The following is a 23,812-nucleotide window of genomic DNA, read 5'->3' as shown; positions in this document are numbered from 1 at the left end:
TGTCACGCGCCCTTGCCGCCGCTGAACTTGGCAATCGAGGCAGCAAGTTCAGGATGCTCCCTGGCGTAGGTTTCCAATGGAATGTCCGCCACGGCGGCCTGCCAGGCCTGCTGCACGGCACGGACGCCTGCCGCCGGGCCACCGGGATGGCTGACGATGCCGCCGCCGCACAGATAGAGAAGATCGGTAGTGCGCCCCGTTCGCTGATAGGTGTCCGGCGCCTGGCCGCCCCACTGGCCCGATCCGGCGACCGGAAGAGGGCAGTCGGAGGCGTCGAAGAGCGGCGTGCTCACAGCCTTGAAGGACGAGACGAAGCTTTCGTCCGGCTCCCAGTATTTGACCCTGATGCCATTGATCTGGAACTGGTCGACCCCGAGCAACCGCCAGAACTGCTGGTAAACCTTGAAGTCCATGCCCGCGCCGGGGTCCCGTGTCAGCACGTCCCAGCCGTTTCGATGGGCATGCAAAACCAGACTGGAGCGCTTGCGCAGGAAACTCATGCCGCCGAAGCCGATTGAATTGATGTTGACGACGGCGCAGTTGCCCCCCGCCTTGGCGACGATGTCATGGTTGCGCATCATCTCGTCGGGATCGGCATGCGAAATGCCAAAGGCATACATCACCTTCTTGCCGGTCTTCTGCTCATGATCGAGAATCCGCGGCATGATCGCAGCGACGCGCTCCTTGAGCGGCGAATAGGCCGGGCTCATGAGCTTCTCGTCATCCTTGATGAAGTCGACGCCGGACTCGATCAGTTCGCCGACGAGTTCGGCGGTCTCGTGCGGACGCAGCCCGAGCGCCGGCTTCACGATTGTTCCGATGATCGGACGCCCCTCGACGCCCGTAAGCCGACGGCTGCCGGGAATGCCGAATTGCGGCCCCGGATGCGCATCCTTGAAAGCATCGGGCAGCTTCATGTCGACGATGCGAATGCCGGTCATGCCCTTGATGGAGAAGACGCCACCAATGGTGATGGTCATCAGCGCCGAAAGATCCGTACCGATCGCGTCCACCGGAAAGGCAATATCGACGTCGGCCCGGTTGAGGCGGGTTCCCGGCGCCACTTCCGGCCAAGTCGGCTGGTGCGTTTCCTCCAACGGGCGGATCGCCACAACCCGCGCCGCCACGCGCGACTTCAGCTCCTCGGTCTCGCCTGGAACCGGCACGAAGGTGCCCGTGGATTGGTCGCTCGCAATCTTTTCAGCCATCGCCTCCACGCTGCCGGGCGTTTCGATGCGATAAGTCAGTGTGATCATCATGGAACTGCCAGTTGCTCCTCTCGCCATGTGATATTGTCATGGCGTCAACTCATGATCTGGTATAATGAGTATCCCATATGATGAAAAGCGAAATTTTGCTTTGCCGTAATTTTCGGGCGCTTTGTCCTCGGCACGGAAAATGATAGGAGGAGATATTTGAGCCAGCGAGATGCTATGACCCAACCCATCGACCAGATTGTTCGCCGCAAGTTGTCAGACGAGGTGTTCGACCGCCTCGAGCGGATGATCACCTCCGGTGAGCTTGCCCCTGGGGACGACATGCCGTCCGAGAGGGTACTGATGGAACGCTTCGGCGTTGGCAGGCCGGCGATTCGTGAAGCCATGCAGGCACTTGCCAGCAAGGGGCTGGTCAGCATTTCTCATGGAGAGCGGGCAAAGGTACTCAACCTGACCGCCCAGTCGATCTTCCGACAGGTCGATCTGACCGCCAAGATCATGCTGTCGCGGTCCACCGACACCCTGGAGCATCTGAAGAGCGCCCGCATATTCTTCGAACGGGGGATGGCACGGGAGGCAGCGCAGCGCGCTACCGAGACCGACATCGAGGATTTGCGCCAAATTATTGAGCGCCAGCGCAATTCGCTGGGGGACGCCGAAAGGTTCATCAGCGCGGACATGGAGTTTCATACGCGTATTGCGCAGATCTCGGGAAACCCGCTCTTTGTTGCGGTCAGCGAAGCAATGCTCGCCTGGCTAAGGGAATATCACACCGACATGCTGATCTGGACCGGCAAGGAAAAGTTCACCCTCGTCGAGCATGAGGAAATCCTGAACCGCCTCGCGGAACACGATGTCGATGGCTCGGAGAGTGCGATCCTCAAGCATCTTGAACGCTCGAGCGCCTTGTATGGAAAACCGCACGAGTGAGGGCAGGAGCAGAGACCTGCCCCTGCAAGACCACTACTGATCCGCTGAAGGAGCCGTGTGGTCGGATGACGCGACCTGTGCGAGATCCTGGGCTTGCGCCATGGCTTTCACCAGGGCGACGATCTTTTCGCGCAACTGCACGTCATTGATCTTCATGAAGGCGCGATTGAGTGCCAGCCCTTCTTTCGAGTGCAGGAACTCGGCCACGGGATCAACCATCGCAGGCGTGTCGAAATTGACCGAGAACTCGGATTCGCCCTGCTGAAAGAAGAAACTCGGCGATACGCCCAGTACTTCGGCGATCCGTTGCAGTCGACTTGCGCCGACGCGATTCATTCCTTTTTCGTATTTCTGAACCTGCTGGAAGGTCACGCCGATCTGTTCGGCTAGCCTTTCCTGACTAAGTCCCAGCAATTGCCGGCGTGTCCTGATACGAGAGCCTACATAGCTGTCGATAGCGTTCGGTGTCTTTGCGTTCATTCCAAGTGTCCATGTGCCGGAAGTAAGCGAAACGGTCTTCCCGGCAAACCGCCGCAGCCCACTGTGTCTTAGCAGCTTATTAAATTCAACGCTCCTTTTTCTCGTTCCAGCGCTATCTTCCCAAAAAAAGCGTGATCACCTAATCCATGCCGAAGCGGATCGGACGGACCACGCGATGCACGATCTTCAGCGTCCTGTCCGGCAGGATCATGTAGGTTTCCTCGACCTGCTGCCCGTATTGATCGATAAAATCATGCGGGAATGTGGAGCCAGGCGGCGACTTCGCCAGCTTCGTTTTCGGCTGGCCGTGATAGATGATGCTTCCCGGTATCGGATCGAGGCCGGGCGAAGAGTAATCAATGCCCGTCGTGCATCCGGCGAGAATCATGGCACCGATCAGCACTGCAGCTTTCATCTTCATGGGCGTTCCACTCTGTCCGCGTCTATAGAAATAGATATATGGGAGAACAGCGGCGCAGACAGATGCAACGCCTGGCCGCGATAAAATTTTGTCGCCGGTCCGCCCGCTAGTTCAGTTGCGGGCTTAGAGCAGCCCGCGCTTCGCCAGATTGGCCATGAGCGCCGAGATACCGAAAGTCCAGGGTGCACATTGCGTCGATAGCCGCACGGTGTTGACCAATGCGCCGAGACCCGGCGACGAGATTTCGACAACGTCCCCTACCTTGTGGGTAAAGCCCTGGTTCGGCGCGTCACGGTCCTGTGTCGGGGCAAAAAGCGTTCCGAGAAACAGCATGAAGCCATCCGGATACTGGTGATGCGCACCGCATGTCTGCTTGACGAGATCGGTCGGGTCGCGGCTGATCTTCGACATGGAACTCTTGCCATCCAGGACGAAGCCGTCGAGGCCGGTGACCTTCAGATCAAGTTCGGCATTGCGGACGTTGTCGAGCGTGTAGCCATCGGCGAACAGCCGGATGAACGGCCCGATCGAGCAGGACGCGTTGTTGTCCTTGGCCTTGCCGAGAAGCAGCGCCGAGCGGCCCTCGACATCGCGCAGATTGACGTCGTTGCCGAGCGTCGCCCCCCTGATCTCGCCGCGACTGTTGACCGCGAGGACGATTTCCGGCTCCGGATTGTTCCAGGTCGAAATCGGATGCAGGCCGACATCGGCGCCCCAGCCGACGGATGACAGCACCGGCGCCTTGGTGAAGACTTCGGCGTCGGGCCCGATCCCCACCTCGAGATATTGCGACCACATGCCCTCGTCGATCAGGGCCTGCTTGACCTTGGCAGCTTCCGGTGAGCCGGCCTTGATGTTGTTGAGGCTGCCGCCAATCAGCGTGCCGACCCGCTGACGAAGGGCCGCCGCGCGATCCGGATTGCCGGCTGCCTTTTCCTCGATCACGCGTTCGATCATCGACTGGGCAAATGTCACGCCGCAGGCCTTGATCGCTTGCAGGTCCGCCGGCGCGAGCAGGTAGGGAAGGCCGGTGTCCGGGTTGCCGGTGCTGTTGGCCAGGATCGCCGTTAGCGCTCCCAGCGGCTGGCCCGCAGCCGAGCGCACATAGGCGGCCGGATCGGGCATTTCCAGAAGTGCGCTGAGGGTCGGTGCCTCATGGGCTGTAATGTCGATCAACTGACCGTCGCGGATGGTAACGACGCTTGGACCTCGAGCCTCCGGGCTCCAGGCACGACCGACAAAAAGGGCGCCGGAGGCGGCAGCATCCAGAAGGGTATCAGACATCGGCATATTCCGTCACGCGAGCGATGGACGCGCTCTCAAATGAAAGGGATTGCCGCCCTCCAACCCAGCGGCGCCGAAATCGATCACATTCGCTGCGCCACGGCAAGGTCGTAACATCAAAAAGCGGTCACCTCTGACGATCGGGCGGAACAGCCTCGATGGCCTCCCAACCGCCGGCGATCAAGAGGGCAACGAAGAGAAGGAGGGCATAGTGCGCGCCAACACTGTTTGCCGGCGCGCACTGCACGTGTGGTTTCTTCCTAGTGGTTGTCGCGCGGAATGCCCTTGGTCTGGGCAATTCGCTGGTACTTGACGGCCGGCTCGAGGACCGCGCCTGTCTCCATCTGGCCCACATAGTTGCGCTGGATTTCCTGCCACGGCGTCTGGCTCTCGGGGTAGACATAGCCCCCGGCTGCCTGGAGTGCCGCGCGACGCGACGCAAGTTCTTCGTCGCTGATCAGGATATTGGCGGTGCCCTTCTTCAGATCGATGCGCACCTGGTCGCCGGTTTGCAGGATGGCGAGACCGCCTCCTGCCGCGGCTTCCGGCGAGGCATTCAGGATCGACGGAGATCCCGAGGTGCCCGACTGGCGGCCGTCGCCGACGCAGGGAAGCGATGAGATGCCCTGCTTCAAGAGATAGTCCGGGGCACGCATGTTGACGACCTCGGCGGCACCAGGATAGCCGATCGGACCAGCACCGCGCATGAACAGGATCGTCTTCTCATCGATCGCGAGTGACGGGTCGTCGATGCGATGATGGTAATCTTCCGGACCATCGAAGACGACGGCGCGGCCGGTGAAGGCTTCCGGATCCTTCGGGTCCGACAGATAGCGATTGCGGAATTCCGGCGAGATCACGCTCGTCTTCATGATGGCCGAGGAGAAAAGGTTGCCCTTCAGCACGCGGAATCCGGCGCGCTCCTTGAGCGGCTTTTCGAACGGGCGGATGACCTTTTCGTCTTCGATCATCGATGAGGTGTAGTTTTCGCCGACCGTCTTGCCGTTTGCCGTGATGGCGCTGGTGTTGATCAGGTCGTGCTTGATCAACTCGCCGATGACGGCGGGCACCCCACCTGCATGGTAATAGTCTTCGCCAAGATACTCGCCGGCGGGCTGCAGGTTGACGAGGAGCGGAATTTCCTCGCCATAGGTCTGCCAGTCATCCACCGTGAGCTCGACCCCGACGTGGCGCGCAAGCGCGTTGAGGTGGATCGGCGCATTGGTTGAACCGCCGATGGCAGAGTTCACGCGGATCGCATTGATGAAGGCTTCCTTGGTCAGGATATCGGATGGCTTGAGATCCTCGCGAACCATCTCGACGATCCGCAGGCCGGTCTCATAGGAGATTTCCTGCCGGTCACGGTAAGGAGCCGGAATGGCGGCGGCACCCGGCAACTGCATGCCAAGAGCTTCGGCCAGCGAGTTCATCGTCGTCGCCGTCCCCATGGTGTTGCAATAGCCGGTCGACGGGGCCGACGAAGCGACGAGCTTGACGAAGCCCTGATAGTCGATCTCGCCTTTCGCCATCATTTCGCGGGCCTTCCACACGATCGTGCCGGAGCCCGTACGTTCGCCGCGGAACCAGCCGTTCAACATCGGGCCGACGGACAACGCGATGGCAGGAATGTTCACGGTTGCCGCGGCCATAAGACAGGCGGGCGTCGTCTTGTCGCAACCGATGGTCAGGACAACGCCGTCCAGCGGATAGCCGTAGAGCACCTCGACGAGGCCGAGATAGGACAGGTTTCGGTCAAGACCGGCCGTCGGGCGCTTGCCGGTTTCCTGGATCGGATGAACCGGGAATTCGATGGCAATACCACCGGCATCACGAATGCCTTCGCGAACGCGCTTGGCCAGTTCCAGATGGTGGCGGTTGCACGGCGACAGGTCCGATCCCGTCTGCGCAATCCCGATGATCGGGCGTCCCGACTGCAGTTCCTCCTGGCTCAGGCCGAAGTTCATGTAGCGCTCCAGGTACAGCGCGGTCATGTCGGGGTTCGCGAGATTGTCGAACCAGGCCTTGGAGCGAAGCTGCGGCGCCTCGGTCTTTTCCTGAATTGCATTGGGATTTTGCGGGACGGGGGGCTTCTCAACCACGATGTGTTTCCTTGCGTTGACGTCGCTGTTGTCATGCATTTAGCTGATCGATACTGGATTGTATAATCAGTCTTTCGTATCTTGGTATGCATATCTCTTATATCAAGCGAGGAACGTATGGGACTGGATGGATTCAAACTAAGGCATCTGAGGATGCTCGTGGCATTGAACGAGCACGGTAAGCTCGGCGTCGTCGCGGAAATGTTCGGCGTATCGCAGCCGGCCTTGTCGCGGACCTTGAACGAACTCGAGCACATGTCCGGCCATCAGCTTTTCGAGCGCCACAACCGCGGCCTGATAGCGACGGCACAGGGCGAGGTGATCGTTCGCCACGCCAAGATGCTTCTGGCGGAGGCGCAGCGGGCGGAATACGAAATGGTCGTGGCGGCAGCCGGGCAGGGCGGCAGCGTCGCGTTCGGAACGATCATGACCCCGGCATCCGACTACGTGGCGCCTGCGCTGAAGCGCCTGTTCGAGACCCATCCAACCATCGACGTCAGCATCACGGTCGGCAGCAGCGACGTCTTGCTTGAAGACGTTCTCAGCCGCCGCCTGGATTTCGCGGTCTGCCGCATACCGAGCGGCATGAACCCGCTATGGTTCGACCACATCCCCCTTGGAAAGGAAACGCTGCGGGTCGTGGTGGCCGTCAACCATCCGCTGGCGGACAAGGCCGAGATCACTGAGAACGACCTGCGTCAACAAAGCTGGGTCTTGCAGCCGCACGGTTCCTTCCTGCGACATGTCGTCGACGATTTCATTCGCCGCCATGGCATCGTCCCCGCCAGCGTGGTCTCCACCTCCGATGCGCTGTTGACGATGCTCCTGATGCTGCAGAGCCAACGCCTGGGGATCCTGGCCGAGCCCGTTGCCCGGCTCCTGGAAAAGCATGGCCTGCTGCGCGTGCTGTCGATCGCAGGCGATATCTCCGTCCCGGATTTCGGGCTGGTGAAGCTCAAGGACCGCGAATTGTCGGCATCCGCGGAATTGCTCTACAAGCTCTTCGAATCAGCGTGAGAGGCTCACGGCGCCGGAACATATTGCGATACGATGCGCGCGTCCCGGCGGAAGTCGGACGGCGACATGCCGGCGATGTGACGGAATGACTTATTGAAGGCGCTGATCGAACCGAACCCGCTATCCATCGCCACCTGCAGGACGTTGGCCCCATCATTCATCAGCATGGCCTGTGCGCGCGACAGCCGAAGCAGGTTCACATACTTGCTGAGCGTCATGCCCGTCGTCTTCTTGAAGAGGTTCATCGCATATTTCGGATGCAGGTCGGCGGCCCGGGCGATATCCACCGAATCGATTTCCTGCAGGAAGTTGGCGGCGATGAAGTCGCACATGCGTGCCACGCTTCGCGACGACTGGGGATAAGCCTGCTCAACATCATCGGTCGCCGACATGCCGTTGGGCGCCAACATGGAATAGGGCTCCAGCACGATGCGTTCGATGCGGAGCAGCATTTCCTCAACGGCATGCTGAGCCTTCGCGGCATCGCCCGACTTGGCGTATGCCACCCAACGCTGAAAATTCTGGATGTCCGCGGCGTCGGTTGCCGAGGTGAAGAGGATTTCGCCCTTCATCAGCCGGCTGGAAATATTGATCGGCAAGCGCATGCGGAAGAAATAGACGAGTGGCAAATGGCCGCCAGCATAGATCGCATCGTCGCTGCTCTGGTCCATCTGGTGCGGCTGCCCGCCCCAGAACAAGCACATGTCGCCGGCCTTCATGCTGATATCGTGCCCGTTCATCCGGTAATGCACGTTGCCGCGGATGATATAGTTCAGTTCGACCTGCACATGCCAATGCGGCATCAACATCCGCGGTGGATGATTGTGAAACATCTGGAGCGCCGTCGGCAATCCTTCGATGCTGCTCGCTCCCGGCTGGTAGACAGCCCTTCTTTCGATCTTACTTTCCGCCAAATCCACATTCCCTTTTTAGGAGACAGCGGCTCCCTTCCAGATAGTCTAGCCGTGTTCGCTTAGGGACGGCAATTGAAAAGGGAGGATTTTCAATGCGCTTCAAACTTATCGGTGCGACTGCCGCACTCGCACTGCTTGCATCCGGCTCCGCTTATGCGGAGTCTGCCAATCTCACCATCTGGAGCTGGAACGTCGCCGCATCGGCGCTGAAGTCCACGCTCGAAGGCTTCAACAAGCAGCATCCGGATATCAAGGTCACGGTGGAAGACCTTGGAAACCAGCAGGTCTTCGACAAGATGCTGGCGGCCTGCGCCGCTGGTGGCGAAGGTCTTCCTGATATCGTCACTGTCGAAAACTTCGAAGCCGAAATCTTCTGGAACCGATTCCCCGACTGCTTCGCCAACCTGAAGGACCTCGGCTACAACGCAGACATCCAGGCAAAATTCCCGGACTTCAAGCGCACCGAGCTTGAAGTCGGCGATGTCGCCTATGCCATGCCGTGGGATTCCGGCCCGGTCGCCGTCTTCTATCGCCGTGACTTCTACGAAAAGGCTGGCGTCGATCCGGCATCCATCAAGAGCTGGGATGATTTCATCGCGGCCGGCAAGAAGATCTCTGCCGCCAATCCCGGTGTCGTCATGGCTCAGGCCGACTTCAACGGCGATAGCGAATGGTTCCGTATGATCTCGAACGAGCAGGGCTGCGGCTACTTCTCGACCGACGGACAGACGATCACCATCAACAAGCCCGCATGCGTCGCTACCCTTGAAAAAGTCAAGGAAATGAAGGACGCCGGAACGCTGACAGCTGCAAGCTGGGATGAAAAGATCCAGGCAAACACGGCCGGCAAGGCTGCCAGCCAGATGTATGGCGGCTGGTACGAAGGCACCGTACGCTCCGGTTCTCCTGATCTGTCCGGCAAATGGGGCGTCTACCTGATGCCAAGCCTGACAAAGGATGGCCCGCACGCTGCAAACCTCGGCGGCTCGTCGCTTGCGATCGCGGCAAACTCGGCCAACAAGGAAGCGGCCTGGACCTACGTCAACTACGCGCTCGGTACCAATGAGGGCCAGGTCAGCATGCTGAAGTCCTTCGGTCTCGTGCCGTCGCTTCTGTCTGCCGTTCAGGATCCTTTCGTCAACGAGGCACAGCCCTATTGGGGTGGCCAGAAGGTCTGGGCCGATATCCTGTCGACCCTGCCCAAGATCGAGCCGAGCCGCGGTACGCCGTTCCAGACGGATGCCGACGCGATCTACAAGGCAACGCAGACCAAGTACTTCGCTGGTGGCTATCCGGACGCGAAGGCAGCGCTTGATGACGCTGCCAAGCAGATCGCCACGGCCACAGGTCTTCCCGTCGCGGAATGAGTAACGACGCCGGGCGCCAAAGCCGCGCCCGGCCTCCATCCCTCGGGATGCTCGTTTCGTTTATGAGGAGAATGAAATGCCGATCCGGAACCGGAGCGCGTACATATTTCTCGCGCCCTATCTGCTTGTCTTTGCCACCTTTTGGGTCTGGCCTATCATCAATTCGTTTCTGATCTCGTTTCAGAACACACGCGTCAATCCGTGGAAGTTCAGCGCGTCGGTCAACTGGGGACGCCTGATCGGCGACCCGGCCTTCTACAACGCGCTTTACAACACGATGATCATTTTGGTCATCCAGGTTCCGGTCATGATCGCGATCGCGACCGTGATGGCCGTATTCCTGAATTCGCCGCTCTTGAAAGCACGCCCCCTATTCCGGTTTGCCTTCTTCGCGCCCGTCGTCGTGGGCGAAGTCGCCTACGCCGCTGTCTTCCGCCTGATGTTTTCGATCGACTTCGGCATCATCAACAAGCTGATCACCGCCGTCGGTCTGCCTGCGGTCTCCTGGTTCGACAACGCGACGGCCGCCATGGCGCTGGTCATCATCGCGGTCACCTGGCGCTGGGCTGGCTATAACGCGATCATCATCCTGGCGGGTCTCCAATCCATTCCCGGCGATGTTTACGAGGCTGCAACGCTCGACAAGGTCTCACCGACGCAGCAGTTCTTCCACATCACCTTGCCTCTTCTGAAACCGATCATTCTCTTTTGCGTCGTCCTTTCCGTGATCGGCACCATGCAGCTCTTTACCGAGCCCTTCCTGATCACCAACCGCGGTGGACCGGGAGGCGGCACGGAGACACTCGGACTGCTGCTTTATCGCCAGGGCTTCCTGTCGCTGAACTTCGGTTATGCCTCGGCCATCGCCTACACGATGGCAGTGATCGCCGTGGTCATCTCGCTTCTCAATCTGTGGATCGGGAGGGAGCAGAAATGAGATCCAAGTCCCAAGCGCTGCTGATCAAGACCATTGCGCTTCATGCGGTGTTGACGCCGCTGGCCATCATCTGGCTGTTTCCGCTGTGGATGATGTTCGTCTTCGCGACGATGCCTGATTACGGCATCTTCAGCCCGGAGATCGTGCTTCTACCGTCAACCAACCTGATTGAGAACTTCAAGAACCTGCAGGCCGACACTGACTTCGTGCGGGCGATGACGATCTCGGTCGGCGTGGCGGCCATCTACACGTTCCTCTCGGTGCTCTTGACCTCGATGGCCGGCTGGGCGCTGGCTCGCTACCGCTTCGTCGGTCGCTCGATCGTCATCGGCATCATCCTCGGCACGATCACGCTTCCCTTTGCCGTTGTCGTTATCCCGCAGTTCATCATGGTGGCCCGAGAATTCAAGCTCGCCAACACCTGGATCGCGCTGATCGTGCCGCCGCTGTTCAATTCGCTCGGCGTCCTCTTCATGCGTCAGGCCTTCTCCATGATGCCGAATGACCTCTTCGATGCCGCGCGCGTTGAAGGTGTCAAGGAATGGCAGATCTTCCTGCGCATCGCGCTGCCATTGTCGCGTCCAACGATGGCGGCGCTCGCGATCATCCTGTTTCTCGCATCCTGGAACAACTACCTGTGGCCGCTGCTCATCAGCTCCAAACCCGGAATGATGACGGCACCGGTGGCGCTTGGAACGCTGATCGGCCTCACCAAGGTCTCCTGGGGCGGCATCATGGCGGGCGCACTGCTCCTGACCGCGCCGATCCTGGTCGTCTTCGTGTTCCTGCAACGTCACTTCATCGCCGGCATTTCGGCCGGCGCAATCAAATAATCGGGGAACGCCTGATGTCTGAACTTTCACTTAAAAATGTCGTCAAGCGCTTCGGTGCCCTGGAAATCGTCCATGGTGCGAACCTCGAGGTCAAGGACGGCGAATTCGTCGTCTTCGTCGGACCGTCCGGATGCGGCAAATCCACGCTCCTGAGAATGATCGCGGGCCTGGAAGACATCTCCGGCGGCGAGATCAACATCGGCGGCAAGGTGGTCAATGACGTCGAGCCGGCGGATCGCGGCATCGCCATGGTCTTCCAATCCTATGCGCTTTACCCGCACATGACCGTCGAGGAAAACCTGAGCTTCGGCCTGCGCATGAATGGCAATCCGAAGGAGGATACCGAAAAGCGCGTCAAGCACGCCGCCAACATCCTGCAGATCAACGAATTGATGCAGCGTCGCCCGAAGCAGCTCTCCGGCGGTCAGAGACAGCGCGTCGCAATCGGCCGCGCCATCGTGCGCGAGCCGCAGGTCTTCCTGTTTGACGAGCCACTCTCCAACCTCGACGCCGAACTGCGCGTGCAGATGCGTGTCGAAATTTCACGGCTGCACAAGCAGCTCGGCACGACGATGATCTACGTCACCCACGACCAGACCGAGGCAATGACGCTTGCCGACAAGATCGTCGTGCTGCGGGCGGGTAACATCGAGCAGATCGGCGCGCCGCTCGATCTCTACGACAATCCGGCCAACCAGTTCGTTGCCGGCTTTGTCGGCTCGCCGAAAATGAACTTCCTGAAAGCTGAAGTCGTCGGCAAGGATGCGACGACCGCAACAATCGCCCTTGCCGAAGACAAGGCGGTTCGCGTTCAGCTTCCGCTCACCAGCAATGTCGAGGCGGGCATGCGGGTCACGCTCGGCATCCGGCCAGAGCATTTCCTCGACGCCGGCCAGGGAGACACGGACCTCACCGTCAGCATCGACGTCGCCGAGCACCTCGGCAACACGAGCTACATCTATGCCACGACGTCAGGCGGCGAGCAGCTGATTATCGAGCGACCGGAATCGCGCATAGCGGGCAATCGCGATCAACTCACCGTAGGCCTCTCGGCCCAACGCATTTTCGTATTCGACAGCGCCGGCAATCGGCTGCGCTGATCGCAGATCCCTTCCCAAGACAGAGCAATGAAAGAGGACTAACCATGAGCTCAGATCAACCGATCCGCTGGGGCATTATCGGCCCAGGCACCATCGCGCGCACCTTCGCCGACGGCATCGCCCATTCGCGCACCGGCAAGCTCGTCGCGATCGCCACTCGCAATCCTGGCAAGGCCGGCCTCGCCGAGAACTTTCCGGGTGCCCGCATCGTCAATGGCTATGAGGCACTGCTGACCGACGCGGAAGTCGACGCGATCTATATCTCGACGCCGCATACCGGCCATGCCGAGTGGGCCATCAAGGCCATTCGTGCGGGCAAGCATGTGCTCGTCGAAAAGCCGATCGCGCTTTCCGCCTTCGATGCCGACGCCATCTACCATGAAGCCAAGAAAGCTGGCGTCTTTGCCGGCGAGGCCTTCATGTATCGCGTCCACCCGCAGACGGCAAAGATCGTCGAGCTGGTGAAAAGCGGCGCCATCGGCACGGTGCGGATCATCCGCTCGAGCTTCGGCTTCAACATGGGCGGCTTCAAGCCCGAACACCGGCTGTTTGCCAACGAAACGGCTGGCGGCGGCATCCTCGACGTCGGCGGCTATCCGGTTTCGATGGCGCGACTGATTGCGGGTGCTGCTGAGAACAAGCCCTTCCTGGAACCGGAAAAGGTTGCAGGCGTCGGCCACCTCGGCCAGTCCGGCGTCGATGAATGGGCTTCCGCCGTTCTGAAATTCCCGAACGGCATCGTGGCCGAAGTGTCGTGCTCGATCATGGCGAACCAGGACAACACCCTGCGCATCATCGGCTCGGAAGGCCGCATCGAGGTCAAGGACTTCTGGTTTGCCTCCGGCCACAAGGGCGGCGTCGGCAAGATCGAGATTTTCAAGGGCAACGAGCAGCAGACCATCGAGATCAAGGAAGATCGTTGGCTCTATTCCTTCGAAGTCGATGCGGCGGGCGATGCCATCCGCGCCGGCCAGAAGGAATTCGCAGCACCCGGCATGAGCTGGGCGGATTCGATCGGCAACCTTCGTGTCCTCGACCAGTGGCGTGCGTCGATCGGCCTGGAATACAGCGTTGAGAAATCGGCCAAACGCACCAGCAATCTTGCTGGCGGCGCCGTGCGCCGGGGCAACAGCATTCCCCAGCGCCAGATCCCCGGCATTTCAAAGCCGGCCTCGGTCGTGACCCTCGGCTTCGAGTTCTTCCCGAACTTTGCAGCTGCCTCGCTTACGCTTGACGCCTTCTATGAGGCCGGCGGCAATGTCTTCGACACGGCCTTCGTCTATGGGGGCGGCAAGACGGAGAGCATCTTCGGCGACTGGCACACCAGCCGCAACGTGCCGCGCGAAGAGATCGTGCTGATCGGCAAGGGCGCGCATTCGCCGCTTTGCTATCCGGACGTGATCGCCAAGCAGCTCGACCAGTCGCTGAACCGCCTGAAGACCGACTATGTCGATATCTATTTCATGCATCGCGACAACACTGATGTCCCGGTCGGCGAATTCGTCGATGCGATGGACGCCGAAGTCAAGCGCGGACGTATCCGGGGCATCTTCGGTGGCTCCAACTGGACACGCGAGCGCATGGACGAGGCTGCGGCCTACGCTGCCAAGAATGGCAAGCAGGCACCGGCAGCATTGTCGAACAACTACTCGCTGGCCGAAATGCTCGACCCCATCTGGGCCGGATGCGTGACGTCCTCCACCGACGAGTGGAAGCGCTGGCTGGCCGAACGGCAGGTGCCGAACTTCGCATGGTCCAGCCAGGGCCGCGGCTTCTTCACCGACCGCGCCGGACGCGACAAGCATGACGACGAGGAAATCGTGCGTTGCTGGTACTCCGAGCGCAACTTCGAGCGCCGTGACCGCGCCATCGAGCTTGCGAACAAGCTCGGCCGTAGCCCGATCCATATCGCGCTTGCCTATGTCATCGCCCAGCCTTTCCCGGTCATTCCGCTGATCGGTCCGCGGACCATCGCCGAGCTCGAGGACAGCCTCTCGGCGCTCGACATCAAGCTGACACCCGAACAGGTGAAATGGCTCGAAGCCTGACGCCTTCTCTCAGCTGAGAGCAACCAAACGGCAGAACGGGTCCACGACAATCGTGGGCCCGTTTTTCATTCCCGCGCGCCGGGAGAGCGCACTGTGTGGAGTAAGGGGGGCTTGAGGCGTATAGTGCAGCGCTTCAGGTCGGGTCGCGGCCTTCACCCTGCTATCAAGAAGGGGAAGCAAACCATGCAACGACTGGCATCGATCGCAATACCCCTTGCGTTGATCGCGCACATCGCCGTGGCCCAGGAGCCTGTCATCGGCATATGGAAGACGCAGGTGGGGACCACCGCGGCAATCGATGAGTGCGCGCAAGGCTTCTGCATCACCATGAAGACAGGCGATCACGCGGGCCAGCAGATCGGCACGTTCCAGGGCAAGAACGGCAGCTTTACCGGCACCATCGTCGAGCCCGACAGCAAGAAGACCTTCACGGGCGTTCTGGCCGTCTCCGGCGATACCGTGCGGATGAAGGGCTGCACCATGAAGGTGTTCTGCGTATCTCTGGTCTGGAAACGGCTCTAGCAGCCGTTTCCAAGTGCGCTAACGCTTCAGGCCCTCGATGACGCCCTGATATTCGGCAGCGATCGAAATTGCCGCTTTTGCGACCACAGGATTAATCGATTTGCGATCGATTGCGTCGGAGCAGGCCTCGAACACACCGCGCAACTCCCGCTCAAGCGACGAGAGTTCCGGATATTGCTCCACAAGAACCTGAGGAAGGATTTTTGCTTTTGCCTTCATGGACTTGGCACTGAGCAATATGTCCGAGCGGGTAACGGTAGCATCGCGGATAGCCGCTTCGAGTTGTCCGGCGGCACTGACGATGTCGTTGATCAAGACTGTCATTTTCCCCTCCAAACGAATGGAACTACTCAAGTTACCATGCATGCCTCGTGCCAAACTGATGGCGATCCCGGACATTGCAGACCATCACGTTCTCGCGGCCAACAACTTTCGGCGTGGCAGATGAGCCTGCTCACTTTGAGCCGTTCCGCCGCTCGCTTTGTAGATAGTTGATTATTGGAGTGAGCGATGAGTTGCGTTTCCGTCGTGGGGAGGCAGCCAGAATGGAAGCCTCGGAGGTGGGAACTCGTAATTTTTTGGCGCCAAGAGGAGCTTGGCTATTGCCGGAAATGAGCCAACGACAACTCAAGCTGTTCAGTAAGTCCAAGTGCTATTTACTTTGACATCGAGTTTCCGAATGGGTCTTGTCAAGACGTGCTGGAATCGTGGGGTCAGGCCCATTTAGGTGAATGGCAATCTGGAAGCGCTGATAGCCGGATCTCACGATCGCTAGATGGCGGTCTGAAGACCGAGTTCGACGACTCTCCCGGTGGGAAGCCCGAAGTAGTCTGTGGCGTTGCCGGCGTTCTGTGCAAGCACGATGAATAGACGGTCCTGCCAGAAAGGCATCCCACCCTTCTTCGAGGGAAGGATGGTCCGTCGCGACAGAAAGAATGAGGTCGACATGATATCGAACTTCAGTCCAAGCTTGCGACCGAGCACCAACGCGCGCGGTATGTTCGGAGTTTCCATATAGCCGAACGTGATCACCAATCGGCTGAACAGCGGACTGAAGCTTTCGAGGAAGATCTTCTCTTCATCGGGGACAAATGGCTCCGTTGCAGTCACCACGCTCAGGATTATGTTGTGCTCGTGAAGGACCTTGTAGTGCTTTAGGCTGTGCAACAGTGCGGTAGGCGCACCTTCAACGTCGCTCGTGAGAAAAACGGCCGTTCCGGGAACAGTCAAAGGCGGTTTTTTGGCCAGCCGGTGAATAATGCCCTCGAGCGGAACTTCGTCGGCCCGCGTTCGAGCGGACAACAGTCGTCGTCCTGCCATCCACGTCTGCATGATGAGGCCCATGGCGCATGCGACGGTGACCGGAACCCAGCCACCGTCCGGAAACTTGGCGATATTTGCCACGAAAAAGCCTGCGTCTATCAGAAAGAGCGGGGCAATCACCACTGCGGTGCTCGCGGCTCGCCATTTCCAGACCTTTCTCATCACCACGTACAGCAGCACGCTGGTGATTAGCATCTCACCGGTAACAGCGATCCCGTAGGCCGCCGACAATCCACTGGAGTTCCTGAAATTCAGAACCAGCGCCACGACGAATACGAAAAGCATCGCGTTCACCTGCGGCATGAAGATCTGGCCGGAGTGCTTTTCAGACGTATGCAGGATCTGGAGGCGGGGCAACAAGTTGAGATGCATCGCCTGACGCACCAGGGAATAGGCGCCAGAGATGACCGCCTGACTGGCGATCACGGTAGCGGCAGTCGCAAGACATACGATCGGCACGCGTGCCCATTCGGGATGCATGCCGAAAAATGGATGACCGGCCATGTCGGGGTTCGCAAGCACGAACGCCCCTTGGCCAAAGTAGTTGAGAAGCAGGCATGGGAATACGAGCAAGAACCACGCCGCTACGATCGGTCGTCGACCAAAGTGACCCAGATCGACGTAGAGCGCCTCGGCTCCCGTGACGGCTAGGAATACCGCACCAAGAACGGCAATTGCGTGTCCAACGTTATGCGACGCATAAAGCAATCCGTGGAGTGGATTGATGGCGCTGAATATCTCGAGATCATCTAGAATGTGAACGGCGCCGCTTACCCCGAGAACCACAAACCATAGCGCCATGACGGGCCCGAACACGGATGCAACGCCGCCTGTGCCGAACCGTTGAACAAAAAACAAAACGGCAATGATGGTAACGGTGATCGGCACAATCCAGGCGGAAAGTGCCGGAGCGACAACTTGTATTCCTTCCACCGCCGAAAGGACGGAGATCGCGGGAGTAATGATTGCGTCCCCGAGGAAAAGCGAAGCGCCTGCTACACCCAAAACGAGAATCCACGTTGGTTTCCCGACGAAACTTTGACGCGCAAGCGTCATCAAGGAAAGCGTCCCGCCTTCGCCGCGATTGTCCGCTTTGAGAACGAACGTCACGTATTTCACGGTGACGACGATCGTCAGGGCCCACACGATCAACGAAAGGATGCCGAGCACGTTCTCGCGGTGTGATCCTGATCCCGCCGTTGCGTGTAGAGCTTCGCGGAACGCATAGAGCGGGCTGGTCCCGATGTCGCCGTATACGACACCAAGAGCCGCCAGCACCAGCGATGGCAACCCGCTTCGGGTTTCAATCTCAAGTTCTGGATCTTCGGATCGAAGTTGCGGGTATGTCACCAGGACGTCCTAACGGGAAGAAGAGCGAAGTGTCGAGCCCGATGATACCGCCGAGAGCGCGAATGTCCCATCAGATAGCCATATCGGGAATCGTTCTGCACCGGTTTTGTGCTGAACCAGGTTTTGACCTCGATGGATTAAGGTCTTGGTGATCTGACATCACACCGGCGATACAACCAGGACTGAAATGGTGACAAGCAACAGACACATCATCCCGATTGCGACGGTCACGGCGATTGCGGTTGAGTGTTTCTGGTCCATACGATGAAAAATAAGAACGAAGAAGCCCGTTTCTCATGCGGCGCTTGGCCGCGTCGCTGCGACCTCGCGGCGCTGGTGGCGATAAGTGCTATGCATATACCGGGCTGCGGGCCATACGAGGATCACTCATGGTCATGTCGCACCCAAAGAATATCCGCCACCCTCCGGAGTGGAGACCTCGACGTCGCTGCCGTGCGGTTCCCGCTGCCATCAAGGGTTGACCCAGCGGGAGGCAGTTAGAACGCCGGCATTGTCATAATCGAAGATAGCACGGCGGTTAGTGGGCTTCCCCAATTCAAACCAGTCCAAGCACTCGGCCTGAAAAAGTACGACGCCGAAGAATGCCTTTCCGTCTGCGTCTGCGCCCGACGTGAAGGAATTCATCTCATCGCGGTTGGGTTCGTCCCCCGGCGGACCGCCGGCATATGTGCTTCTCGTCCAGGAGGAGAGTTTGCTCCATGCGTAGTTAGCAAGATCGCTGCCTGGGGGATGTAGACGAACGGTCCCGGAGAGCCGAAGCTGAACACGGGCTGACGCACAGAATCCCAGAATCGTGGCAATGGGATTATTGGATAGCTCGAACCACTTCTGGCTGCGCGTATCCGTATGAACTTCGAGAAGGCGCTCTAGCCTATCAACCTGTCGGAGTACAACGACGCGTGCCTGCGGACGGCCACGCCGGTCGACAGAACACAGATTGATGAACCTGAACGCCGATTGCGGGTCCTTCGGCGCGTCTTCAAGGGCCAACCAGGCAGAGCTGTCCACCTCTTCAAGTCTCATCGTTCGGCGTCCCCTTCGGGTTCTCCGGTGACCGGATAATCACAATTAGTCAGGTATTGTCCATGGAGACAGTTCAACCGCACAGCCCCCAGCCGGGTTGTCGCTCTGTGCGATCACGGAACCAGGAAGCGGCTGAGATACTCGAAGCTGCGCTTGGCGAAATCCGCAGGATCCTTTGGGTTGTCGTGCTCCACAACGAGCGTCCGGGCCCCGTAACGTATGGCCTCCCGCCACAAGCTTGGCCAGATAAGCACTCCGGCGCCGACGTCGGACCACCCATCCTGATCAACGTTGGCTCCTTCGGGCGCTCTGTCCTTGACGTGAGCGGAGGCAAGAAGGCCCTGATAGCGTCGGAGCCATTCCGAAGGACTGGCACCCGCGTTATGAATCCAGCCGATGTCCGCCTGCCAAAGCAGCCGGCTTCCTCGCGCGGCGTCAAACAGTACGTCGATCCCGCAACGCGCGCCAGGCTTTGCGGTCAGCCCCGCGGATTTGTTGTGGTAACCAAACCCAATTCCCTTGGCTCCCAGCAACTCTGCAACCGCGGCAAGGTCGACGCCCAATTTCCTCCAGGCGAGCTCTCCCTGGCCATGGAACGTTCGCGAGGGGTGGGGTGCGAAGAGCGTTTCAATGCCGCACTCGTCGCACGCATGGATGAGTTCTTGGGGCTTCACCTGGAGGGACTCGAGAGAGACGTGGGCCGTTGGAGCCTCAAGCCCGTAGCGGCGCAACCCGTCGGCTAGTGCGCCCTTGTCCAGCAGGTGGTTTTCGAGTGGCTCGACGAAGTGAAAACCGGCAGATGCGGCTGCACGGAGCTGATGATCAAGCGGACCGAGTTCCCTCATCGAGAAGAGTTGCAGGGATAGCTTCAGTTGCGTCATTTCCGCCTCGTTGCTCCTGCCACCTTACGGCTCAATCTATTCACATTCGAGCCGCATCCCCGCTCGCAAGGTCGAGTTCTATCATGACTGGGGCATGATCGCTCGTGTGCACCCAGCTTCGCGGCTCCCGACGGACGCTTGCGCTATGAAGCATCAGTGCGGCGCTTGGCGATAACAGGACATGATCGATCCGCAAGCCAGCATCCCGCTCAAAGGAATTCCGCCAGTATTTCCAGAACGTATAGCTGCGCTCGTCAGGATGAAGATGGCGAACGGCGTCCGCCACCCCTGCGCGACGAGCTTCCCATAGGCCTTGCGGACTTCCGGATGGAATAGCGCGTCGTTCTCCCAACGCTCTGGCTTGTACGTCGAGGTCGGTGGGCGCGACCTTAAAGTCGCCAACGAGGACGGTGTCTGACTGCCTTGATTTCAACAGAGGCATCTTTTTGAGCGCTGGAAATAGTGCCGCTCGCAATGTCACATCTACTACCTTTTGACCACGGACGTGCTGGCAAAGGGTAGGAAGACAAACCAAAGGTCGGTGCGATTTCGCACCGACCTTTTTTTGTTGTCGTCGCGATTAGGCCGGACGTACGTTCTCGGCCTTGGACTTCCCGGTCTTGCGATCCTGGCCCACATCATAGCTTACATTCTGGCCGTCACGCAGCGATCCACTTTGAACAGCAGAGATATGCACGAAGACATCCGGGCCGCCGTTGTCCGGCGTGATGAAGCCGAAGCCCTTGTCCTGATTGAAAAACTTCACAGTCCCGTTCGCCACGAGCTTCTCCGTTGGTCTAGATTCTTGGGACCCTAGTGATAGACCGAAGGGAAAGCACAGGCAAGTAAGGGTGTCATTCCTCAGCGGAAAGACTGAACCCACCTTCAAGGAACGCATCGCGCGCGCACGGGTTAAGCTCTAACCGGGAAAAGAAGGAGATATCCCATGTCGTTCAATGTCTTGATAGTCGAAGACCAGCCGTTGATAGCTCTCAACATCCAAGACGCGGTGGAGGAATTGGGGCATCACTCCGTCGGTATTGCAAGCAACATGTATCAGGCCCTGCTGCTCGCTACCAACGGCGTGGACGTGGCCTTGGTCGATGTAAACCTTGAAGACGGCCCGACCGGACCCATCGTGGGCCGAACTTTAGCCGAGGCCGATGTCGCCGTGATTTTCATGACGAACGATCCGGGAGCGATAAGGGCCGGAGTTCCCGGCACATTGGGAGTAATGCGGAAGCCCGTTCTCGATCTAGAGCTCGTTGAAGCAATTCAATACGCGGCAGACCGGCGGGCGGGCGGCAATGACATCCTGCCTCCCAAGAGCCTGAGTGAGTTCGATAGGCCCGCCGATTCTGCAAACCCAGTCGTTGGGACGTGTGGTCGGGAACACACCAGACGTTGAGCCGAGACATGCCGCACGCGTATTTCGCGCTGGAGTTGGTGGACGAAAGCGGACCGGCCGCAGATCCAGAGCGGCAGGGTTAGTTCTCGATCTGCTGCTCAGCAACTATGCTTGCCACCACCTCATCGGCGCCGTTCGGATAGAGGGGGAGATCGAGAGTCACCGCCTCCTTGGAGCCGTCCCGGACAATGGTGAAGAACTTCCGCGAGCGAACCGCACCGCTTTGCTGCCCGGATGGAATGGCATGTCTGGTCGTGGTCAGGAATAGCTCGAATTGCTCTGCGCCGATCCCCGCGAAGGCCATGCTGCAGCTCTCGACCGCCTTCTTGCCGACGCTAGCCTTCGCGACGACCAGCGCCTCGAACGGCTTGTCGCCGCCTGTCTGCACGATCCAGCCATCGAAGGCAGTCGGCTCGTTGAGGGGCACGATGCCCAGTGTGATGTCCTCGGCCAGGGCAGCCCATTCACGCTCCTTGGCGAATGCTACAGTCCGGTCGTACCGTGGACCTTGATCCAGGCACCTTTCGGCGAATAGGTCAAACGGGGAGGATGTGTCGTCCGCCATGGCGGCGGGGGCAAGCAGACTTGTCGCCACCGGCAGCCAAAACATCATCGACGTCATGGGTCGTAGTCTCATCGCACTCCAATCCTGAGTGGTTCGGTACCAGAATTCATTTCCCGGGTGTGACGAGCAAAGCCATAACCAGGAGCGCGAGCCGCGGGGTCCTCAAATATCCCATGCGAACCCAGAGTACCACAGCGAGCACATCGCCGGCCCTGTCGACGGACAACGCTCGCACTGACATTACACAAAACCGTCATAACTCATGGCGCAGTTTGCTTCTTTGTGCCGAGCAGCTACCTTCAACCATCGTCATCAACCAAACAGGGTCGACTTGTACACCGAAATCGCAATCGTCATCTTCTTGACCGTCCTCAACGGCGTCCTCGCCATGTCGGAGTTGGCCGTCGTCTCCGCACGCCAGGCCCGCCTCAAGGTTCTTGCCGACCAAGGAAGCCGTGGAGCCCGGCTGGCAATCCGCCTGGCGGAGGATCCTGGCCGCTTCCTTTCGACGGTTCAGATCGGCATCACGCTCGTCGGCGTTCTCTCTGGCGCCTTCTCAGGAGCAACGCTCGGTGCGCGGTTGTCCTCCTGGCTCCTGGCACAAGGCCTGTCGGCAGCATGGGCGGATGCCTTGGGCGTTGGTTCGGTCGTAGTGCTTATTACCTATCTGTCGCTCATCGTCGGCGAGCTTGTTCCCAAGCAGATGGCGCTACGCGCTCCCGAAGCAGTTGCCGCGAAGGTAGCACCGACAATGACCTACCTTTCGAGGTTCGCGCTTCCCCTCGTGTGGCTCCTCGACAAGTCAGGCAAGCTGGTTCTCGGCCTGCTTGGTCAAACGGGTAAGGGATCGGGGAGCGTCACAGACGAGGAGATCAAAACAGTGCTGGCCGAAGCCCAGAGCGCCGGCGTGATCGAGAGCGAGGAATCCGCCATGATCACGGGCGTGATGCGTCTTGCCGACCGTACGGCCCGTGCGCTCATGACGCCCAGAAGGGATGTCGATCTGGTCGACGTCGAGGACACCCCCGAAAAGGTCCGGGCCGTCGTCCAGAAGAGTGCAAGGTCACGCCTTCCCGCGAGGCGTGGAAGCTCAGACGAGATCGTGGGCGTCATCTCGGTCAAGGATTACTACAACGCGCTCGCATCCGGCCAAGTTGACGTCGTGTCGCTCGTTAGGGAAGTGCCGGTTGTGTCAGATCTCGCGCCGGCCACAATCGTGATCGAGGCATTGCGCAGGTCGTCGCAACACATGGTTCTGGTATACGACGAGTACGGCCACTTCGAAGGCATCGTAACCTCCGGCGACATTCTGGAATCCGTAATGGGCGTCCTCGGCGACGACGGCGTAGGAGATGAACAGGCGATCAAGAGAAGAGATGACGGTTCCTATCTCGTCTCAGGGTGGACCCCGATCGATGAATTCGTCGAGTTCATGAACTTCCCAAAGGACGACGACATCGAATATCAGACCGTCGCGGGCCTGGTTCTGGAGGAACTAAAGCACCTTCCGGAGTTGGGAGAAACCTTCGAGAAATCAGGCTGGAAGTTCGAGGTTATCGATCTCGACGGGCGCCGCGTGGACAAGCTGCTCGTAACCGCTCCACAGAAGGGCGCCGATGCGATGGATATCTGACCGTGTAGTGGAGCTATCGGGGCGTGGCTTCACCGGCCGGTTGCGCCACTCAGCTCTTTTGTGGGCTTACTAACTGGCTGGCGCCTGCGTTGAGGCGCCTTGCTGGTGCCCTCTAACAATGTCCCCGCAAGAACAATTAAGTTATTGATATCGCTGCATGCGGTCCAATGAAAATCGCGCCAGTTCTCGATCACGCATCCGCTCCCGTAGGCAAGCACACGCGTCTGATTGAGGGGCCCAATGGCAAACTTCTTGCGTCGACCGGAAACCGTCATCGCAAACAAATCCGGAGCTCTTCGCTTGTGTATTGAGTGGTGATTATGAATTGATGGAGCCACAGTCGCTTTCAGCCGCCAAGTTGACTGACGCAAAGAAAGAAACGCAACGCTTGTGAAACAGGCAGAGGCCGCGTTTGAACCGACCATATCGCACGGGTTGC

At 59.4% G+C, this 23,812-nt stretch carries 23 protein-coding genes; 10 read left to right on the top strand and 13 right to left on the bottom strand.

Translation table 11 applies throughout. The annotated features are described in order from the left end of the window. Positions 1-2: 2 nt before the first annotated feature. Positions 3-1,259, bottom strand: coding sequence for a 3-oxo-isoapionate-4-phosphate decarboxylase OiaX (oiaX, locus tag QTL94_RS22830; RefSeq protein ID WP_289803193.1), 1,257 nt, complete (start codon positions 1,257-1,259; stop codon positions 3-5). Positions 1,260-1,433: 174 nt separating this feature from the next. Here oiaX and QTL94_RS22825 point away from each other — a divergent pair, with 174 nt between their 5' ends. Next, entirely contained in the window at positions 1,434-2,147 is a 714-nt protein-coding gene (locus QTL94_RS22825; protein WP_113524068.1) for a transcriptional regulator NanR, read from the top strand. A gap of 33 nt (positions 2,148-2,180) precedes the next feature. Here QTL94_RS22825 and QTL94_RS22820 read toward each other — a convergent pair whose 3' ends face one another. The 4 genes from QTL94_RS22820 to QTL94_RS22805 form a co-directional block, all read right to left on the bottom strand. Then, entirely contained in the window at positions 2,181-2,627 is a 447-nt protein-coding gene (locus tag QTL94_RS22820) for a helix-turn-helix domain-containing protein (protein ID WP_065691764.1), read from the bottom strand. 139 nt (positions 2,628-2,766) lie between these two features. Beyond that, the gene (locus QTL94_RS22815) at positions 2,767-3,042 is read right to left on the bottom strand and encodes a hypothetical protein (protein WP_065692205.1); all 276 of its coding nucleotides are present in this window, start codon (positions 3,040-3,042) and stop codon (positions 2,767-2,769) included. Positions 3,043-3,171: 129 nt separating this feature from the next. Then, positions 3,172-4,332 (bottom strand): fumarylacetoacetate hydrolase family protein, encoded by a 1,161-nt coding sequence (locus QTL94_RS22810; RefSeq protein ID WP_289803192.1) that lies wholly within the window; start codon positions 4,330-4,332, stop codon positions 3,172-3,174. A 260-nt stretch (positions 4,333-4,592) separates the two neighbouring features. Then, positions 4,593-6,470, bottom strand: a complete 1,878-nt coding sequence (locus QTL94_RS22805) for an IlvD/Edd family dehydratase (protein ID WP_289803191.1) — start codon at positions 6,468-6,470, stop codon at positions 4,593-4,595. 78 nt (positions 6,471-6,548) lie between these two features. Between QTL94_RS22805 and QTL94_RS22800 the strand changes: the two genes are divergently transcribed. Next, a complete protein-coding gene (locus QTL94_RS22800; protein WP_289803190.1) occupies positions 6,549-7,448 on the top strand; it encodes a LysR family transcriptional regulator in 900 nt (299 codons plus the stop codon). 5 nt (positions 7,449-7,453) lie between these two features. On the opposite strand, the gene QTL94_RS22795 is transcribed toward QTL94_RS22800, so the two are convergent. Beyond that, positions 7,454-8,368 carry a helix-turn-helix domain-containing protein gene (locus QTL94_RS22795; RefSeq protein WP_065691767.1) on the bottom strand — a complete coding sequence of 305 codons (915 nt, stop codon included), beginning with the start codon at positions 8,366-8,368 and terminating at the stop codon, positions 7,454-7,456. 86 nt (positions 8,369-8,454) lie between these two features. Here QTL94_RS22795 and QTL94_RS22790 point away from each other — a divergent pair, with 86 nt between their 5' ends. The 6 genes from QTL94_RS22790 (at position 8,455) to QTL94_RS22765 (ending at position 15,169) form a co-directional block, all read left to right on the top strand. Then, entirely contained in the window at positions 8,455-9,729 is a 1,275-nt protein-coding gene (locus QTL94_RS22790; protein ID WP_065691768.1) for an extracellular solute-binding protein, read from the top strand. A 76-nt stretch (positions 9,730-9,805) separates the two neighbouring features. Further along, positions 9,806-10,666, top strand: a complete 861-nt coding sequence (locus QTL94_RS22785) for a carbohydrate ABC transporter permease (protein WP_065691769.1) — start codon at positions 9,806-9,808, stop codon at positions 10,664-10,666. Next, positions 10,663-11,499, top strand: coding sequence for a carbohydrate ABC transporter permease (locus QTL94_RS22780; RefSeq protein ID WP_065691770.1), 837 nt, complete (start codon positions 10,663-10,665; stop codon positions 11,497-11,499). Before QTL94_RS22785 ends, QTL94_RS22780 begins: the two co-directional genes overlap by 4 nt. A gap of 14 nt (positions 11,500-11,513) precedes the next feature. Continuing rightward, on the top strand, positions 11,514-12,599 hold the full coding sequence (locus tag QTL94_RS22775) for an ABC transporter ATP-binding protein (protein ID WP_289803189.1): 1,086 nt from the start codon (positions 11,514-11,516) through the stop codon (positions 12,597-12,599). Between the two features lie 44 nt (positions 12,600-12,643). Continuing rightward, a complete protein-coding gene (locus QTL94_RS22770; RefSeq protein ID WP_289803188.1) occupies positions 12,644-14,647 on the top strand; it encodes an aldo/keto reductase in 2,004 nt (667 codons plus the stop codon). A 183-nt stretch (positions 14,648-14,830) separates the two neighbouring features. After that, positions 14,831-15,169 carry a DUF2147 domain-containing protein gene (locus QTL94_RS22765; protein ID WP_065691773.1) on the top strand — a complete coding sequence of 113 codons (339 nt, stop codon included), beginning with the start codon at positions 14,831-14,833 and terminating at the stop codon, positions 15,167-15,169. Between the two features lie 18 nt (positions 15,170-15,187). On the opposite strand, the gene QTL94_RS22760 is transcribed toward QTL94_RS22765, so the two are convergent. From QTL94_RS22760 to QTL94_RS22735, 6 genes are all read right to left on the bottom strand, one after another. Then, positions 15,188-15,493 (bottom strand): hypothetical protein, encoded by a 306-nt coding sequence (locus tag QTL94_RS22760; protein ID WP_065691774.1) that lies wholly within the window; start codon positions 15,491-15,493, stop codon positions 15,188-15,190. Positions 15,494-15,940: 447 nt separating this feature from the next. Continuing rightward, positions 15,941-17,842 (bottom strand): potassium transporter Kup, encoded by a 1,902-nt coding sequence (locus QTL94_RS22755; RefSeq protein ID WP_065691775.1) that lies wholly within the window; start codon positions 17,840-17,842, stop codon positions 15,941-15,943. Positions 17,843-18,313: 471 nt separating this feature from the next. Further along, positions 18,314-18,886, bottom strand: a complete 573-nt coding sequence (locus QTL94_RS22750) for a pyridoxamine 5'-phosphate oxidase family protein (protein ID WP_289803187.1) — start codon at positions 18,884-18,886, stop codon at positions 18,314-18,316. 113 nt (positions 18,887-18,999) lie between these two features. Beyond that, positions 19,000-19,767 carry a sugar phosphate isomerase/epimerase family protein gene (locus QTL94_RS22745; protein WP_289803186.1) on the bottom strand — a complete coding sequence of 256 codons (768 nt, stop codon included), beginning with the start codon at positions 19,765-19,767 and terminating at the stop codon, positions 19,000-19,002. A gap of 40 nt (positions 19,768-19,807) precedes the next feature. Beyond that, positions 19,808-20,209 (bottom strand): endonuclease/exonuclease/phosphatase family protein, encoded by a 402-nt coding sequence (locus QTL94_RS22740; protein WP_354666072.1) that lies wholly within the window; start codon positions 20,207-20,209, stop codon positions 19,808-19,810. A 138-nt stretch (positions 20,210-20,347) separates the two neighbouring features. After that, a complete protein-coding gene (locus QTL94_RS22735; RefSeq protein WP_289803185.1) occupies positions 20,348-20,548 on the bottom strand; it encodes a cold-shock protein in 201 nt (66 codons plus the stop codon). A gap of 165 nt (positions 20,549-20,713) precedes the next feature. Between QTL94_RS22735 and QTL94_RS22730 the strand changes: the two genes are divergently transcribed. Then, positions 20,714-21,175, top strand: a complete 462-nt coding sequence (locus QTL94_RS22730) for a response regulator (RefSeq protein WP_065691779.1) — start codon at positions 20,714-20,716, stop codon at positions 21,173-21,175. A gap of 79 nt (positions 21,176-21,254) precedes the next feature. Here the strand turns inward: QTL94_RS22730 and QTL94_RS22725 are convergent, their stop codons facing one another. Beyond that, a complete protein-coding gene (locus QTL94_RS22725) occupies positions 21,255-21,812 on the bottom strand; it encodes a hypothetical protein (RefSeq protein WP_289803184.1) in 558 nt (185 codons plus the stop codon). Positions 21,813-22,071: 259 nt separating this feature from the next. On the opposite strand from QTL94_RS22725, the gene QTL94_RS22720 reads away from it, so the two are divergent. Next, positions 22,072-23,373, top strand: coding sequence for a hemolysin family protein (locus tag QTL94_RS22720; RefSeq protein WP_289803183.1), 1,302 nt, complete (start codon positions 22,072-22,074; stop codon positions 23,371-23,373). Positions 23,374-23,812: the final 439 nt, after the last annotated feature.

The sequence above is a fragment of the Rhizobium sp. S96 genome (assembly GCF_030382195.1).
GTDB lineage: Bacteria > Pseudomonadota > Alphaproteobacteria > Rhizobiales > Rhizobiaceae > Rhizobium.
The sequence above is the reverse complement of the archived record's forward strand: the minus strand, read 5'-3'. Positions and strand labels throughout refer to the sequence as shown.